The following is a 16470-nucleotide window of genomic DNA, read 5'->3' on the forward strand; positions in this document are numbered from 1 at the left end:
TCGTGGATAAACAACCAAGGCAGCCGTTGGCTACCTTGGTTATTTTGCTTAACGACGAACCGCTTCGAGTTTCCAGATGTTGTTCACGTAATCACGAATTGAGCGGTCTGAGCTGAACTTGCCAACCAAGGCGGTGTTCAAAATCGCTTTCTTCGCCCAACCCGCTGGGTCACGGTACTGTTTGTCCATCGCTTCGTGCGCTTTCACATAAGAAGCGAAGTCAGCCAAGCAGAGGTACGGATCACCGCCATCAAGGAGGCTATCGAAGGTCGCTCGTAGTAGGCCAGGTTGACCCGGAGTGAACTCTTCACCCAGCAGCAGATCCATCGATGCTTTGAGTAGCGGATCGGCGTGGTAGTAATCAAACGGGTTGTACCCTTTCGCTTTCAGCGCTTCAACACCATCCACTTCCAAACCGAAGATGTAGATGTTGTCATCGCCCACTTCTTCGCGGATCTCCACGTTCGCGCCGTCCATGGTACCGATAGTCAATGCACCGTTCAGTGCCATCTTCATGTTGCCAGTACCAGATGCTTCTTTACCTGCGGTTGAGATTTGCTCAGACACATCCGCCGCTGGAATGATGATTTCCGCCATGCTGACACGGTAGTCAGGGATGAAGACCACTTTCAGCTTGTTGCCGATGCGTGGATCGTTGTTGACCTTCTCTGCGATCTTGTTGATAGCAAAGATGATCTCTTTCGCTAGGTGGTAACCCGGTGCCGCTTTGGCTGCAAAGAACACCACGCGAGGCGCCATGTCGAAGTTCGCATCGTTCAGTAAACGGTGGTACAGAGACAAGATGTGCAGCATGTTGAGATGCTGACGCTTGTATTCATGCAGACGTTTGATCTGTACGTCGAAGATCGCATTGGTATCTAGCTCGATACCCATGTTCTCTTTCACCCACTTGGCCAAACGCTCTTTGTTGGCTTTCTTAACCGCCATGTATTGCTTCTGGAACTTGGCGTCTTCCGCAAACTTGGTAATGCCTTCTAGCTGCTCAAGATGAGCTGGCCACTCCGTGCCAATCTTCTCAGAGATCAGCGCAGACAAACCTGGGTTACAGAACTTCAACCAGCGACGTGGCGTCACACCGTTAGTCACGTTTTGCAGACGCGTTGGGTACAGTTCGTTGAACTCTGGGAACAGGTCACGTTTAACCAGTTCTGAGTGCAGCGCCGCAACACCGTTGACCGCATAAGAGCCAATCACACACAAGTTCGCCATGCGCACCATGCGGTGGAAGCCTTCTTGAATGATCGACAGTTTTTGCTGTTTCGCCACATCACCTGGCCATTTGGCACGAACTTCTTGCAAGAAGCGGTGGTTGATCTCGTAAATGATCTCCATATGACGCGGCAGCAGGTGCTGAATCAACGACTCGCTCCACGTTTCCAGTGCTTCAGGCAGTAGCGTGTGGTTGGTGTAAGCGAAGGTTTTTGAGCTGATTGCCCACGCTTCATCCCAAGTCAGACCTTTTTCGTCGATCAGAATGCGCATTAGCTCAGGGATAGCGATAGTTGGGTGCGTATCGTTAAGCTGAATGGTTTCAAATTTAGCCAGATCCGCCAGCGCGTGACCCGCCGCTTCGTGGCGACGCAGAATGTCACGTACCGATGCGGCGCTATGGAAATATTGCTGCATCAGACGCAGTGTCTTGCCTTTTTCGTGGTTGTCGTTCGGGTACAACACTTTGGTGATGTTGCCCGCGTCGATCAATGCGTGCTGCGCTTCAAAGTAGTTGCCGTTGTTAAAGCTCTCTAGCGAGAATGGGGCGATCGCCTGACATTCCCACAAACGCAACGGATAAACCGTATCGCTCTCGTAACCAACGATCGGTAGATCCCACGGCATCGCTTTTACATGCATGCCCGGTACCCAACGGCGTTTCTCTTTGCCATTTTCTTGGTACGCTTCCACATGGCCATAGAAACCGATCTGTTGCGCCAGTTCAGGACGCGCCACTTCCCAAGGGTAACCTTCAACGCCACACCAAGCATCGGGTGCTTCTTTTTGACGGCCATTTTCAAAAGATTGTTTGAACAGACCATACTCATAGTGCAGGCCGTAACCCACGGTTGGGAATTCTTGCGCTGCCAAAGAATCCATAAAACACGCGGCTAAACGGCCTAGGCCACCGTTACCCAATGATGGGTCACGTTCCTCTTCAAGAAGATCGGTGAGGTTTTGACCAAGCTCTGCCATCGCCTCTGTGATCTGCTCATACAGACCTAAGCTGATGAGGTTATTACCGGTTAAACGGCCAATCAAAAACTCAAGGGACAGATAGTTAACGCTCTTGGCTTGAAGAATTTTCTTGTCGGTTTCGGTAGCAAGTAAGTCGAAAGTTGTCAGCTCCGCGAGCGCACGACCCATCGCCAGATACCAAGCGCGGCTATCGGCGTTTTCTAGAGTTTGGGCGTAAGTTGCTGAGAGGTGTTTTTTGACACTTTCTTGGAACGACACTTTGTCGAATTGTTTTTGTTGAGTAGGTTTCATTAGAGAAATCTCACCTTTGGTTCTAATCCATCTGCGGTACATCGTGCATGGATGGCAATGAATAAACATCCTCCCATTTTTGGGCCTTTACGGGAGGAGGGGTCAGGGCGTAGAGGGGGGACCAGCGATGAGTTAGTGATCTGTCTCTCACCAATCAACCTCAGCAACCAGATTGCAGTGACCAAGATCACAGCCATCACTCAATCACCTTAAAAGAGAAACATGACGCTGTGATTGACAGGCAATTTTCTAAAATCCATTTATGTAAAACCGATCACAATAAATTTTCCAACAATGGAAAATATTACAAAATGTTGCGCAGCCACATTTAAATCTAGACTGGAAATAGAGATTAATATTGATATAGTTCACAAAAACGGGGCGTAGTTGGCGTGAAAAGCATCAACTCTTGAGAATTAGGAAGTGGATCAAAGTCTTTCGTCTTTTGTTTAACGTAACATGCCGGACAAATCGAGCAAATTGACTAATTTTTGTTCGCCCGTTTTTACGATGTCCTCGCTGCGGACACCGCCAAAATAAGGATAGTTAACGATGTGGATTCCTTCTAAACTCACGCGCCCAGGACGACTGCATAATGCCATTGTGCGTCCCAGAGTACTGGATCTGCTACAGCAAGCGCCACACTACAAATTGGTGCTGTTTCGCTCGCCAGCGGGTTACGGAAAAACCACCATGGCCGCGCAGTGGTTAGCCGATAAAACGCATGTCGGCTGGTACAGTGTCGACGACAGTGATAACGATGGCTTCCGCTTTGTAAACTATCTGCTGCAAGCGCTGAATAAAGCCACCAATGGCCAGTGCGCCAACGCGCTCAAACAGGCCGAAAAACGCCAATTTTCCTCGCTCCGTTCACTCTTTAGTGACGTATTCTCGGAGATGAGCGATTTTCATCAAGAGTGCTACGTGGTGTTGGATGACTATCACGTCATTACCAATGACGAGATCCACGAGGCGATGCGCTTTTTCCTCAAACATATGCCGGATAACGTCACCCTAGTGGTGACTAGCCGCGCCAATCCGCCACTCGGTACCGCCAATTTGCGCGTGCGCGATCTGATGATTGAGATTGGCAATGAGATGCTCGCCTTTGACACCGAAGAGACCACGCGCTTCTTTAATCAGCGCGTTAGCGACGGAATAGACGAAGATACCGCCAATAACCTCCGTATTTACGTTGAAGGTTGGCCATCAGCGCTGCAATTGATCGCGCTGCAAGCGCAGCACCAAAAGCGCACCTTGGCGCAATCGGCTGAATCGGTCTCGCATTTTAACCACGCTCACTTGTGGGATTATCTGGTGGAAGAGGTTTTTGATCTGCTCGATAAAGAGACGCGTCAGTTTCTGATGCAAGTGTCGGTGCTCGATCATTTCAACGATGAATTGGTCTATGCGCTCACCCAGCGCGAAGACGCGCTAGGCATGATTGAATCGCTCAACCGTTATGGCCTGTTTATCTATCCGCTGGAGGGGGAACAAAACTGGTTCCGCTTCCACAATCTGTTTGGCGAGTTTTTGTCGCACGAACGTCAGGCACGCATCCCGCAGCAAGAGCAAGATCTCAACCGCAACGCGGCAATCGCTTGGCTCAAACAGAAGATGCCCCATCAAGCGCTGCGTCATGCACAGCGCGCCTACGACGGCGAACTGGTGGCGGAGATCCTCAACGAGTACGGTTGGAAAATGTTCCATCAAGGTGAGCTCTCAACCTTAGAAGCGGCGATCAACTTGCTCGATAAAGACTTGCTGTTTAGCGACCCCAAACTCACCATGCTGCGCGCTTGGCTGGCACAAAGTCAGCACCGCTACAATCAAGTCGGCACCTTGCTCGCGGAAGCGGAAAATGAGCACAAAAAGCGCAATATTAACCTCGACATTCAATATCAGGGCCAAGCCAATGCGCTGCTGGCGCAAGTGGCGATCAATAACAATGAACCGCAAAAAGCGCTGGAGCTGGCCGAACTGGCACTGAGTCAGCTTGATAGCACTATCTATCGCAGCCGTATTGTCGCCACTTCCGTGGTCGGCGAAGTCAACCACGTGATTGGCTGCTTGGACCGTGCTCTGCCGATGATGCAACAAACCGAGAAGCTGGCGCGTCAGTACCAAGTGTACCATCAGGCGCTGTGGGCAATTTTGCAGCAAAGTGAAATTCTCATCGCGCAGGGTTATGTGCAAGCGGCATTCGAACTGCAAGATTCGGCGTTTAAATTGATAGAAGATCAGCAGTTGCAACACGTACCGCTGCACGAGTTTTTGCTGCGCATCCGGGCGCAAGTGCTGTGGTGTTGGAACCGCCTAGACGAAGCCGAAGAGTGCGCCTACAAGGGGCTACAGATCCTTGAAAATCACGCGCCAAGTAAGCACTTACACAGCTACTCGATGTTGGCGCGTATTGCCATTGGCCGCGGTGAGCTGGATCGCGCCGGTAAGTTTATCGAGCACATCCAACATTTGATGAAACAGTCTACTTATCACGTCGACTGGACCGCCAACGCCTCGCTTTCGCTGATCTTGTATTGGCAAGCCAAGGGCAACATGACAGCAACGCAAGAGTGGCTCAACAGTGCGGTTCGTCCGGAAACCGCCAGCAACCACTTCTGTCAATTGCAGTGGCGTAACATCGCCCGCGCGCACATCAATCTTGGTCAATACCCAGAAGCGCGTCAGGCACTCGATTTTCTGCAAAGTGAAGCAAACCGCTCACGTTTAATCACCGACAAAAATCGCAACCTGATTGTTGAAGCGATTTACGCAGTCCAGCAGAAAGACGAAGAACAAGCCAAATCGCTGCTTAAAGAGGCGTTAGTGCTCACCAACCAGACGGGTATGGTCGGGAACTTCTTAATTGACGGGGCGACCATTGGCAACTTACTAGAAAAACTGACCAACCGTCACGAGCTCGGCGATCTGGAACGTCACCGCGCGCAGCAACTGATGAAAGATATCTCATCGAGCCAGCGCAGCCGTTCGATTCATTTTGATGAGGAGTTTGTTGAAAAACTGGTCACTCACCCGAATGTGCCGGAGTTAGTGCGCACCAGCCCGCTCACCCAGCGTGAATGGCAAGTGTTGGGGCTGATCTATTCTGGCTTTAGCAACGAGCAGATAGCACAAGAGCTGGATGTGGCAGGCACCACCATCAAAACCCACATTCGCAACTTGTATCAAAAGCTCAATATCGCTAACCGCCGCGAGGCGATCACCACCGCCGAAAGCCTGTTGCAATTGATGGGGTATTAAATACTCCCGATTTCAGATAATAAGTGCAACACTCAAAAGCCGATCAATTGATCGGCTTTTTTCTTTCATCACATACGCTGGCTTATATCCGACATTCCGCAGCTAATTTAGGAATAAACTACCTCATAGAATCTACCGAGTAATTTGAGTAGTTGTGTTTGGTGATCTTGAAGTCCAGTGATGAACCGTTGGCCGTTAATCTCTAGCGTATCTATGCCTTCGAATTGCAAGAAGACCCAACGTGCCGTCGGTCTGGAGGTCGTCTTGTTCTTTACCATACTTGGGAAGAACGCTTCGGTTTGTGCGAGTTGCTCTCTGATTTTGTGTTCTAAACTGGCGTAAACAAGCAAGCTCAACGTCATTATCATTAGCAACGCTTCAATGCGTTCAGGCTTTTTCAAGAAGATGGAAGAGGTTAAAAATTCAGGGCTTTTTAGAAAGCGGAAGCCGCGCTCGACTTTTTGTTGCGATTTGTAATGTGCTAGAAGAGCCGTCATGGTGAGTTCTTCATTGTCGGTGTCATTTGTCGCGAGGATAAACATGCCTACTTTGAGCTTAGCCAGTTTTACTTTTTCTAGGTCGGTGAAGGGAGCGGCTTCGATAAAGTATTGGTATCCTGTCGGTGCTTCATCTGTCTTTGGGCGGCCCGAATGAGAGTAAGTCGGCAGTTTGATGAGAGTGCCTTGTTCAAACCCTAGTAAGTCAGATTGTTTCTTGAAATCGTTAAACGCTAATTCTGCGTCAACTTCACAAGCGAATGGTTTTTTACTTAGCTTTTCCAACGCTTTGATTTCTTTTGCTATGTTTTTCTCTAAGTTCTTGAAGAAAGTGATTTCTTCCCGCTTGGTGGCCTGTTCACTGTGAACGAGCAACCAACGTTGATTGACCTTTCCGTAATCCGAGTCTATCCAACATCCTGAGTAGCCATCATCAATAGCGATTAATTGCTCTGGCTCTAGCGCAAACAGTGCTTGTTTTGCGAGCTTGATGGTCATGGGTACACGGGTAATGAACTTTTGATTTTGCTCATCTAGCGAGGAGATGCTTTCTTCGGTGTACAAGGCGGCATCAGCGATAAAGTAACGACTATTTTGCGCGGCTTTTAGGCAATGTATGTGTCTTTTAGTGACTTCAGCGAATGCCTTGGCATCATTGGTGTTGCCACTCAGTGCTTGCATGTAAACAGGAATACCTGCTTGGTTTTCACAGATGAGTTCAAGCACCACTTGGTTAAGCTCTGGCCTATGATCCCGACTGTAGCCTCTTACAAGCTTAATGACGTTGGTGTTTTCATCTTGTGCATACTCACCATCAACGTGGAAGCTAGTGATATCAAGATGAACAGAATCCGTCGTCAAGCCCAGTTTATCAACAACACGCTCAGCAATAACCTGATAGAGCGCTGAGACATCGGCTTCGTATAGAGCATCTAAGGTGCGGCCTAGTACATCATCAGTAAGGTGGTGTGCTTCAATGTCTTTGGCGAGTAGCTTAGACACAGGCTTGGTCTTAAAAAAGTCCGAGAACATGTGCAGTGTTCTGCTATGAAAGCCAAGTCCATTTAGGAGCATGGCCAATACCGCGTCACCATGAGAAACATTGTGGTCAGAATATTTTGGGATAACGGCATCTATCATCCGTGGCAGGCCAATTTCGTGACAAAAGGCGGCAATGAGACCAAGGTGATCTAAGCGTTTAATAACAGGATGGGTAGACATATTTTGAGACCGTCAAATAGCAGTAATAGATCAAAACTGTCGATCGCGGTCAAGATGGTGTCGTGGTTTTTATGAAAAACTGATCGCCAGATCACACTATTTAAATTCTGGAATTAGCTGCGGAATGACGGTTATATTCTGCGTTGAGACCCAAAATGCAACATCATTAGATCCCACTCTATCTCGCTGAAACAGGTTGTTCTCTCGCTAAACTGATAGAAACCCTATCAAGATCACACTTAAAGGGAGGATTCAGGTGAAATCGACTCGTTTTGATTACCATGCAAGATTAATGAGTTTTATTCTCATTTATAATGATAAAATAGCAAAACGACATAGCTAGGTATCCGAAAAACTAAATCATGAATACATCAATCAAACCGCACCATAAATTTTCGCTGTACATGGGTGACAATCGTTCAGATTATTCCGAGTGTGAAATCAACAGTATACAATTTAATATTCATAATTTTGACATGTATGCCTCAAACTCTACTTACATCCAGAACTATGCTGCTTCCGACGATATTTTCTATCGAATAGCAAGCGCAATTCTTTTGCATTGGTCTCGGCCCGCGATTCAATATTTGATTGGTTCGGCGTCCGAGCTGGCTAAGATGCATTGGGCGATTCACTGCCAGCCGAACCAGACCATTGAGGTGGACTATTTTACCCAGCGCTTGCAAGTCACCACAGTAGAAAAGCAGCACGATTACAACAGCTACGACTCTTTGGTTCATTGGTTGGATGGCGCAAGCATGGCGATTTTGGCCGATAATCCACAGGCGAAAACGCAGCTCAACGCCGTTCCCGCTCATGAAATCTCACGGAAAACAGACCTCACCGATTTTCGTCCGATTGAACAAGATTTCTTTCACTTGTTTAAGGCGTTTTTGTTTGGTGAGCAAAACAAGGAGCAACAGGCCGCACTGCTGCAAGCAGTGGTTCCCTACCTCACCAGTGAGTTAATTGCTGAAGCTGAAAAAGGCGAACCTTACTGGATGAATTACTATGAGTTTCTTATTTTTCCGCTCTACAGCCTGATTGCAATTAGCTGGGGATTTGAAGCAACACCGCTAGACCAAGCGGTGGAAGCGTCTATCGAGGCCAACTATCAATGGTATGCCTATTTTGCCGAACAAAATGGCGGCAAAACCGGAGAAGAGAGCTTGCACCTTAATGACCGTAGCTGCTTGTTTCATAACATTCTCACCGCGTTTTTAAAGGTGCACTACCAACAAACGGGTGAAACGCCAAGCTTCGATTCGCTCTACGCTCCGATGTGGTTGATCAAAGGCGAAGGCCCAAGCTTCGAAGCGCTCAAGGCCAACCCGCCCGAGTTCACCGTTGAATCCGTGTTAGCCGAATAGTTGAGTAGCAAGGTAAAAATCCGATAGCCAAGGCTATCGGATTTTTATTTAAGCAGAGTTTGATTCAAGCATTAGCGACGTAGCTTAAGGCTAGAAAGCACCTTGGGTGGCACTGCTACTGCTGCTCAGTTGATTGTTTGCACCAGATTGCCAAACCACGTTTAGCGCTGGATTGGTTTCATCCCGTTTTAGGCACTTCCACTCAATGTTTTGCGCCGCTGGTACGCTAATTGTTGCACTCCACGTTGGGTACTGAGCTGGGTCAAGTTTGACCGCGCCTGAGGCTGCCCAGTTGCCGAGCTGCGCAACACTGCCCACCGCGTAAACGCTTTGACCAAGATTGGTGTAGCCGTTGTAACAAGTGAAGGTGACACTTTTCACCGTTGGATCCACGCTACCACTGCCTGTGGCATGCAATACCACCGCTTGGTTTTGTGCCAAGTGGAACGTCGCCTGTCCGCCAGCAACGCTAACGCTGTCATCGCCAATCAAACTGGTGTGGCTGCCATCTGTCATGGCCAAGTTGCTCACCGTCACCGACGTTGCAGGACCACGGTTGAGCGCGACGGTCACCACATCGTCGCCCTCTTGGCGCTCATAGACCAATACATCGTCATTCACCCAGCGCTGAGTATAGCTGCCGCGTTGAATCGCTAAGCTGTTCTGGCGGAGTTCAGTCAGCGCTTGGATGATCTTAAACGCTTGCGTATCTTGGCTAAAGCTTGGCATCTTTTCACGGTTGTATGGGTCACTGCCCACTTGACCAAACGCGTTTTGGGTAAAGTTCGCCGAGTAGTGCTCCGTTCCGTAGTAGATCGCGGGAATACCGCGCACCGTCATGGTCGCCACCAAACCTAAATTAACGCGCTGCTGGGCAAACGCTTCGCTCTGATTGCCACCGGCTTCGTTGTTGCCCGGGCCAAACGTCGAGGCACTGGAACGTAGCGCGGTCGAGATACGCGCCATGTCGTGGTTGTCCATAAACACCACTTGCCAATCATCACTGCTGAAGACGGATTTGCGTGTTTCCAAATAGTTGTTCAGCGTTTTCATGCTATTGCCTGCACGGCCGGCCAACACGCGCTCTAACGTATCGCGAAAACCGAAATCGAGCAGCGCTGAGCCTGAGGTGTTGGCGTAGTCAATCGCGTAGCCATCAATGCCTGTGGTGGTATTGGCGCTGGCACCAAACCATTCGCCGAAGAAGTAGAAGCCATCGCGCCCCAGCGTTTTGCTGTAGTTGTAGATGTCCGTGGTCCACTGTTGGATAAAGGATTTATCCATGTGTTTGATTGCATCGATACGAATCGCATCCACCCCGGCATCAATCCAGAATTTTGAGCCATCCAGCAGGTATTGATACACATTGGCATCTGACTGGTTAAAGTCCGAAAGGTTGAACAAGTTGAAATTGCGCACTTGATACCAGTCATTCCAGTTGGTCACACCGCCGTTGTGGTGATACCAATTGGTGCCCGCCGCGACATCGCTGTTGTAATCGGTGATGAACTGACCATCACGATACAACGCGCCGTATTCGTTTTCATCGTTGCCGTTGGAATGGTTCGGCGCGTAGTCCAGCACCAGCTTCATGTTGTACTCTGCGCTGTGCATTTTAGCGGTCAGTTCTTTGAAATCGTCTAGCGTCCCAAAGTGCTCATCGACGCGGAAGAAATCTCGTCCCCAGTAACCGTGATAGCCCGCGCCACCATTGGCATCGAGGTTATCGGCGTTGTCCACTGGCGGCGTGATCGAAATGGCCGTCACGCCCAATGATTTCAAGTACGGCAGTTTATTGATTAAGCCACGAAGGTCTCCGCCGACATACTTTTTCAAGTTGTTCGGATCGTAAGTTGCTGGGTTGCGGCCCGTGTTGTTAGTTGCATCGCCATCGCTGAAACGGTCAAGAAAAACAAAGTAAATCGTCTCTTTGCGAAAATCGAGAAAAGTGCCACTTTCCGTCTGCGCGCTGGTCGCAGCATAAAGTGTTGGGCTAAACATCAGTCCATTTGCGGCAATAGCCGCCAGCAGCGCACTGCAAAGCATAGTGCGTTTTTTCATTGGAGATCCCCCGTGGTTTGTGAAAATGAACCGGGAACTATTCCCGGTTGTTGGTTAGATTCTTTTCACTGTAGAAATCGAAGATGTGGCAGAAGGCGGTATTGAGGTTGAAGCGCATCGGTTTACCGATGTCAGCGGTAGTGATGGTTTGATCGTTCACGCGCGCGATCAGCTCCTTGCCTCCCACTTTGAAGTAGAGGTACTTCTCGTTGCCCATGTTTTCGACCACCGTCAAAATGCCCTCGACGGCGTTAATGGTGTCACCCGGTGCGGCAACACGAATGTGTTCTGGGCGAATGCCAAAGCAAACCGGTTTATCCACGTATTCGCTGAGCGCTTTCTGCTTTTCCACCGGAATGAACATGCGCAGGCCATTGCCAATTTCAACATAGAGCTGGCCATTTTCCTCGCGGATCACCGTATCAATCAGGTTCATCGCCGGAGAGCCGATAAAGCTTGCGACAAATTTGTTGGCCGGATAGTTGTAGAGGTTGGCGGGGGTATCCACCTGCATGATCTTGCCTTGGTTGAGCACGCAGATGCGATCGCCAAGGGTGAGTGCTTCGGTCTGATCGTGCGTCACGTAGATCATGGTCGCCGGGTTGCCCTCTTCTTTGAGCGATTGATGCAATTGGGCGATTTTCACCCGCATCGACACACGCAGTTTGGCATCTAGGTTGGACAGCGGCTCGTCAAACAGGAAGACATCTGGCTTACGCACAATCGCGCGCCCAACCGCTACGCGCTGGCGCTGTCCACCAGACATCTCTTTCGGTTTACGGTACAAAAGGTCAGTGATTTCCAGTTTTTCAGCCGCCTCTTCCACACGGCGCTTAATCTCCTCTTTCGGCCGCTTTTGCATTTTCAAACCAAAGGCCATGTTATCGAACACGGTTTTGTGCGGATAAAGCGCATAGTTTTGAAACACCATTGCGATGCCTCGATCTTTCGGTGGTAAGTCGTTTACCACTTTATTACCAATGTGGATTTCACCGCCTGAAATGCTTTCCAGCCCCGCGATCATGCGCAAGGTGGTCGATTTTGCGCAGCCTGATGGCCCGACAAACACCATAAATTCGCCTTCGCGAATATCCAGATCTATGCCATGGACAGCTTTAAAACCGTTCTCATATTTTTTTTCTACTTTACGTAAGCTAACCGTCGCCATGAATCTCTCCACTTACCAAAAGGGTATAAAATTGGTCCTCAATTTACCGAGGCAGACTGGCAGGCAATCTGTCTGGGTAAATCGGGCAGCCGAACGTATCTTCGGCTGCCAACTCGATGACTTTGTTACTGACACTCAGTGACCATCGCCAGCAGCGGTGTTTTGTCCGCAGCGATCTGAATGGTCCAGACGTATTTGCCATCTTTAGGCAAATTCACTACGGTGTTTTTGGCAAAGCCGCCGCGTTTCAGCTCTTTCACTTGGCCAACCGTCATCTCCATCCCGGCGGCGGTGAACTGCGGCGTCCAGCTCATGGTGGCAAATTGCAAGCTCACGTTGCCCGCTTTTTCGTCCACCACCACTTGATAGATACCATCGCCTTTGTAGCCCATTTTGTGGTTGTCCAAATGAATCCACTGACCTTCTGGGAAAGTACCCACCACAAACAGCGATGGGCGAATTGGCCCGCGATCATCTTCTAACGTCGGCAAGCTACAGTTAGAAAAGCGCGCGTCGACATTGGTCGCGGCAGGCTGGGCCTGCTCAGTGGTGGTGCTGGCACAGCCTGCCAGTAACGCGGTAGCGGTCGCCGCAATCAGAAGTGTATATTTCATAACAAATCCTTGATTATTTCGTTCTCGTTTCTATCCAGCGGAGTCCGAACTGCCTGCTCCGCGTTGTCGGTTGTGTTCGCTTGTTAGGCCGATTTCTTGTCAAACAGACGGGCAAACCAGCGCTTTTGTTCAGGTGGCGATTTTTTCAACTGCTCATAGTGCTGAGTCAGTTTGTTCAGCACCGCAAGATTGCGGTAATAGGCTTTGGACTCTTTGGCCGGATAACCAAACAGATCACTGCCCGGCGGGCAAGAGTGGCTCACCCCAGATTTGGCTTTGATCACCGAATGGCTGCCGATGTGAATGTGTCCGGCGGTGCCGACTTGGCCATGCACCACCACGTGATCGCCCAGCACGGTGTGCCCGGCGAAACCGCATTGAGAGATGATCAAACAGTGCTTACCAATGCGGCAGTCGTGGCCGATTTGCACTTGATTGTCGATTTTGCTGCCTTTGCCAATCACAGTGTCGCCCAGTGTGCCGCGATCGATGGTGTTGTTACAGCCGATCTCCACGTCATCTTCAATGATGACGCGGCCAATACTTTCCACGCGCTGATAACTGCCATCTTTGCCAGACATGTACTCAAAGCTGTAGTTGCCAATCGAGTTGTTGGAGTCGATGATGACGTTATTGCCGATCACCGTGCCTTCTTTGATCACCGTATTGGCGTGAATCGCCACGTTGTTACCAATGGTCACGCCGTTCATAATGAGTACGCCGGGCATAAAATGGCATCCCTGCCCTATCTGGCAATGTTTGCCGATATATACCCCATCAATGGTTGATGTGTTGCCTTGATCAAATAGCTGATATTTATGCACTTTATAAAAGCGCAGCAGCGAATTGATTTTCTCCACATCCAAATGGTCAATCACTATGTGTGCTTTGGCTGGGCTTTGCAAAATCGCTGCCGGGCCGACCAGCACATCGGCTGAGGTTTCAGAAAGCTGTTTAAGATCCGAGCGGGCAAAGACCACGGCGAGGCCGCCACGGATATCACTGACCACTGGACGTATGGTGTCCACCACCAGCGAAGTATCCCCCTCCACTCGACCCGATAAACTTTGCGCAATTTCTGAAACACTCAGCATGTTGACCCCTTGACTCGGTTAGAAACGGTATAAAGCTTGAAGATAAACGGTGTGCTGTTTGAGCTCACTCTCGTTTTTCGCTTCCCATCCCGCCAGTTTACTTTTTTCTTCGACTTCGTTCGCGTACTCATATTCGCCTTTTAGCAACCAGTTATCACCCACTGCCTGTTCATAGCCCAAGGTCGCTTTACGAATGTCTTTAAAGTAATCCACATTTGCGTTGCCGCCGCCGCTGTTGGCTGCATTGTTGGTTTCGTTTTCACCAACGCGAACACGTGCGTAAAGTACACCCGCATCGTCGAAGCTATATTGCACAATCGGTTCGATGTATTTTTCATTGAAATCACTGATTTCATTGATAGAACCGCTTGATGAGCGATCTTCGTTGTCTTTGATTTGGTAGTAAAGCTCGACGCCTAACTCCCAGTTGCCAAAGCGCTTATAAGGTTTAAACAGCAAGCTGTATCCTTCTTCGGTGCGCTCGCCCCAGGCACTCTTATCTTCTGAACTGTATAGGTACTCTAGATTTGAGTAGAAGCCCCAGTTGTGCTCGTTGTTAAAATAGGTCAGATAAGGACGGAAGCTGTGTTCGGCAAGCTCTTTACGCAGGCCACTCACATAAGGAGAGAATACTTTGCTACGGGTGTACTCCAGCTCATAAATAGCACCAGTAGCCCAGCCATTACCGAGATCAAAGCCCTTATTGAGGGAGAAGAGATGCTTAATGCCGTCTTCATTTTCATGGTAGCCGGGATTTCTCTGCTCACGGTTTTCCAGTTTCAGGCCATAGAGCGCGCTAAGGTTCCAGCGGGCGTTGTTGTAGTAGACGCCAAACACTTCATGGGTGGTGGTTTTTTCCTTTTTCTTGTCGCCGTTGAAGCCATCAGTCACCTTATCTTCGTATTCAAGAGAGGTGCCCACATGGCCGCCAAACTGCATCGCTTCGTCAAGAAAACCAGTGTCAGAGTCCATGCCACGCTCACTGGCAGCAAGAGTAGGGAAAGAGAGAGCAAGCGCCGCCGCTACGGAGACGGAAATTAACGTTCTTTTCACGATAGGTCCTTATCAACCATTTGGTTGTAAATCGTCGGTAGAGTTAAGTTGAATATTTAGTAGTTCACTGTGAACGCCTATCTATTCTTCTGCATGTTGATTTGTTTTTCCTCTCCCCTTTTCTTCAAATGAGACTCTCATCACTCTCACTGGCTCATTTGAATGACATTGGTCACAATTTTAGATTTGACAGCCGAGATTACAGCCAATTTGTGAGCGCTTTTTGCTCATGAAAAAAACATTCTATTCGTGAGACACAAAGCGACACCGGACTTAGCTTCCATCAGCATTTATTGATGAGCATCACACTTGAACTCAAAGTTCGATGGATAGTAGTTGACTTAAAAGAAGGCGGATTTAACCTAGTAGTATATTATGAACTACTACAGAGCTATCACGATGAAAAAGACATGGATAAAAGCAGCGCTACTCGCGACGTTCGTTAGTCTGCCCGCAGTTACTTACGCTCAAGATATTCAGCCGGAACCTGGGTCAGATCTGTTGATCTGGACCGACACCACCACGCTGGACTACATGAAGTACGCGGCAGAGTCGTTTAACCAAGATTTTGGTTACAAGGTGAAGTTTTCATTTCGTGGTTTAGCCCCGATTGATGCTGCGTCACGCATGATTCAGGATGGTGGTTCTGCTCGCGTGGCCGACATCGCCGAAATTGAACACGATCTGCTCGGCCGTTTAGTGGTCGCGGGTGGCGCGATGGAAAACCTTGTCTCTGCCGATCGCATTCAATCGACCTTCTTACCCAACGCGACCGCTGCGGCCAAATACGCGGGCGCCAGCTATGGCTTCCCAGTGAGCTACGCCACGTTAGCGCTGTTTTACAACAAAGATCTGCTGCCAACGGCACCAAAAAGCTTTGAAGAGATCATCGATTTTGGTAAAGGGTTTAATAACGCCAAAGAGAACAAATACGCGCTGCTGTGGGATATTCAGAACTACTATGAATCACGTATGTTCTTAACGCTGTACGGTGCCTACGAGTTTGGTAAAGGCGGCACCGATGCCAAAGATCTCGGCATCAACTCGCCACTGGCGCAGCAGGGCATGAGCGCGATGAAAACCCTTAAAGCGGCGAATAACTCTAACCCGGTCGACATGCGTAACCCACAGGTGCGTCGTGGCCTGTTTGGTGAGGGCAAAGTCGCCGCGATCATCGATGGCCCGTGGGCGATTCAAAGCTATGACAACAGTGGCGTCAACTACGGCGTCGTGCCAATTCCTACCTTTGAAGGCAAGCAGCCGCGTACCTTTTCCACCGTACGCCTGGCAGTCGTATCCTCGTACAGTGAGTACCCGAAAGCAGCGCAGCTGTTTGCCGACTACCTCTCTTCAGAGAAGATGCTGATGAAACGCTATCAGATGACCAAATCCATCCCACCAGTACAGAGCCTGATGGAGAAAATCATTGTCGATGCGGATGAAGCGACCTACGCGATCATCGCGCAAGGCTTCTACTCAGACGCAATGCCATCCATTCCGGAGATGGGCTACCTGTGGTCGCCGATGGCCAGTGCCATCACTGCGATGTGGGTCAACGATCAAACGCCCAAACAGGTTCTTGATCACGCTAAAGCGATCATTGAAGAGCAGATCGCGTTTCAGGAGTAG

Annotated in this window: 10 protein-coding genes; 3 read left to right on the plus strand and 7 right to left on the minus strand. The window is 49.5% G+C overall.

Features of this window, described 5'->3' with window-relative positions; genetic code table 11:
• Nucleotides 1-48: 48 nt before the first annotated feature.
• Nucleotides 49-2502 (minus strand): glycogen/starch/alpha-glucan phosphorylase, encoded by a 2454-nt coding sequence (locus I3X05_RS19925; protein WP_193166738.1) that lies wholly within the window; start codon nt 2500-2502, stop codon nt 49-51.
• Nucleotides 2503-3054: 552 nt separating this feature from the next.
• On the opposite strand from I3X05_RS19925, the gene malT reads away from it, so the two are divergent.
• A complete protein-coding gene (gene malT, locus I3X05_RS19930) occupies nt 3055-5763 on the plus strand; it encodes an HTH-type transcriptional regulator MalT (protein ID WP_045570013.1) in 2709 nt (902 codons plus the stop codon).
• 107 nt (nt 5764-5870) lie between these two features.
• Here the strand turns inward: malT and I3X05_RS19935 are convergent, their stop codons facing one another.
• A complete protein-coding gene (locus I3X05_RS19935; protein WP_337970633.1) occupies nt 5871-7481 on the minus strand; it encodes an IS1634-like element ISSpu7 family transposase in 1611 nt (536 codons plus the stop codon).
• Between the two features lie 362 nt (nt 7482-7843).
• Here I3X05_RS19935 and I3X05_RS19940 point away from each other — a divergent pair, with 362 nt between their 5' ends.
• Nucleotides 7844-8851, plus strand: a complete 1008-nt coding sequence (locus I3X05_RS19940) for an immunity 49 family protein (protein WP_045570014.1) — start codon at nt 7844-7846, stop codon at nt 8849-8851.
• Between the two features lie 90 nt (nt 8852-8941).
• On the opposite strand, the gene I3X05_RS19945 is transcribed toward I3X05_RS19940, so the two are convergent.
• The 5 genes from I3X05_RS19945 to I3X05_RS19965 form a co-directional block, all read right to left on the minus strand.
• Nucleotides 8942-10912 (minus strand): alpha-amylase family glycosyl hydrolase, encoded by a 1971-nt coding sequence (locus tag I3X05_RS19945; protein ID WP_337971208.1) that lies wholly within the window; start codon nt 10910-10912, stop codon nt 8942-8944.
• A gap of 37 nt (nt 10913-10949) precedes the next feature.
• Nucleotides 10950-12080, minus strand: a complete 1131-nt coding sequence (locus I3X05_RS19950; RefSeq protein WP_045570016.1) for an ABC transporter ATP-binding protein — start codon at nt 12078-12080, stop codon at nt 10950-10952.
• Between the two features lie 125 nt (nt 12081-12205).
• Nucleotides 12206-12694 carry a glycosidase gene (locus I3X05_RS19955; RefSeq protein WP_045570017.1) on the minus strand — a complete coding sequence of 163 codons (489 nt, stop codon included), beginning with the start codon at nt 12692-12694 and terminating at the stop codon, nt 12206-12208.
• Between the two features lie 83 nt (nt 12695-12777).
• A complete protein-coding gene (gene lpxD, locus I3X05_RS19960; protein ID WP_045570018.1) occupies nt 12778-13788 on the minus strand; it encodes a UDP-3-O-(3-hydroxymyristoyl)glucosamine N-acyltransferase in 1011 nt (336 codons plus the stop codon).
• A gap of 18 nt (nt 13789-13806) precedes the next feature.
• Nucleotides 13807-14841 carry a porin gene (locus I3X05_RS19965; protein ID WP_045570019.1) on the minus strand — a complete coding sequence of 345 codons (1035 nt, stop codon included), beginning with the start codon at nt 14839-14841 and terminating at the stop codon, nt 13807-13809.
• A gap of 399 nt (nt 14842-15240) precedes the next feature.
• Between I3X05_RS19965 and I3X05_RS19970 the strand changes: the two genes are divergently transcribed.
• Nucleotides 15241-16470, plus strand: a complete 1230-nt coding sequence (locus I3X05_RS19970) for a maltose ABC transporter substrate-binding protein (RefSeq protein WP_045570034.1) — start codon at nt 15241-15243, stop codon at nt 16468-16470.

The organism is Vibrio navarrensis (genome assembly GCF_015767675.1).
GTDB lineage: Bacteria > Pseudomonadota > Gammaproteobacteria > Enterobacterales > Vibrionaceae > Vibrio.

Excerpts from the sequence above, each read along its gene's own strand:
- lpxD (WP_045570018.1), bottom strand. The coding sequence starts at position 13,788 with ATGCTGAGTGTTTCAGAAATTGCGCAAAGTTTATCGGGTCGAGTGGAG.
- I3X05_RS19940 (WP_045570014.1), top strand. The coding sequence starts at position 7,844 with ATGAATACATCAATCAAACCGCACCATAAATTTTCGCTGTACATGGGT.
- I3X05_RS19950 (WP_045570016.1), bottom strand. The coding sequence starts at position 12,080 with ATGGCGACGGTTAGCTTACGTAAAGTAGAAAAAAAATATGAGAACGGT.
- I3X05_RS19925 (WP_193166738.1), bottom strand. The coding sequence starts at position 2,502 with ATGAAACCTACTCAACAAAAACAATTCGACAAAGTGTCGTTCCAAGAA.
- I3X05_RS19945 (WP_337971208.1), bottom strand. The coding sequence starts at position 10,912 with ATGAAAAAACGCACTATGCTTTGCAGTGCGCTGCTGGCGGCTATTGCC.
- I3X05_RS19970 (WP_045570034.1), top strand. The coding sequence starts at position 15,241 with ATGAAAAAGACATGGATAAAAGCAGCGCTACTCGCGACGTTCGTTAGT.
- I3X05_RS19935 (WP_337970633.1), bottom strand. The coding sequence starts at position 7,481 with ATGTCTACCCATCCTGTTATTAAACGCTTAGATCACCTTGGTCTCATT.
- I3X05_RS19955 (WP_045570017.1), bottom strand. The coding sequence starts at position 12,694 with ATGAAATATACACTTCTGATTGCGGCGACCGCTACCGCGTTACTGGCA.
- malT (WP_045570013.1), top strand. The coding sequence starts at position 3,055 with ATGTGGATTCCTTCTAAACTCACGCGCCCAGGACGACTGCATAATGCC.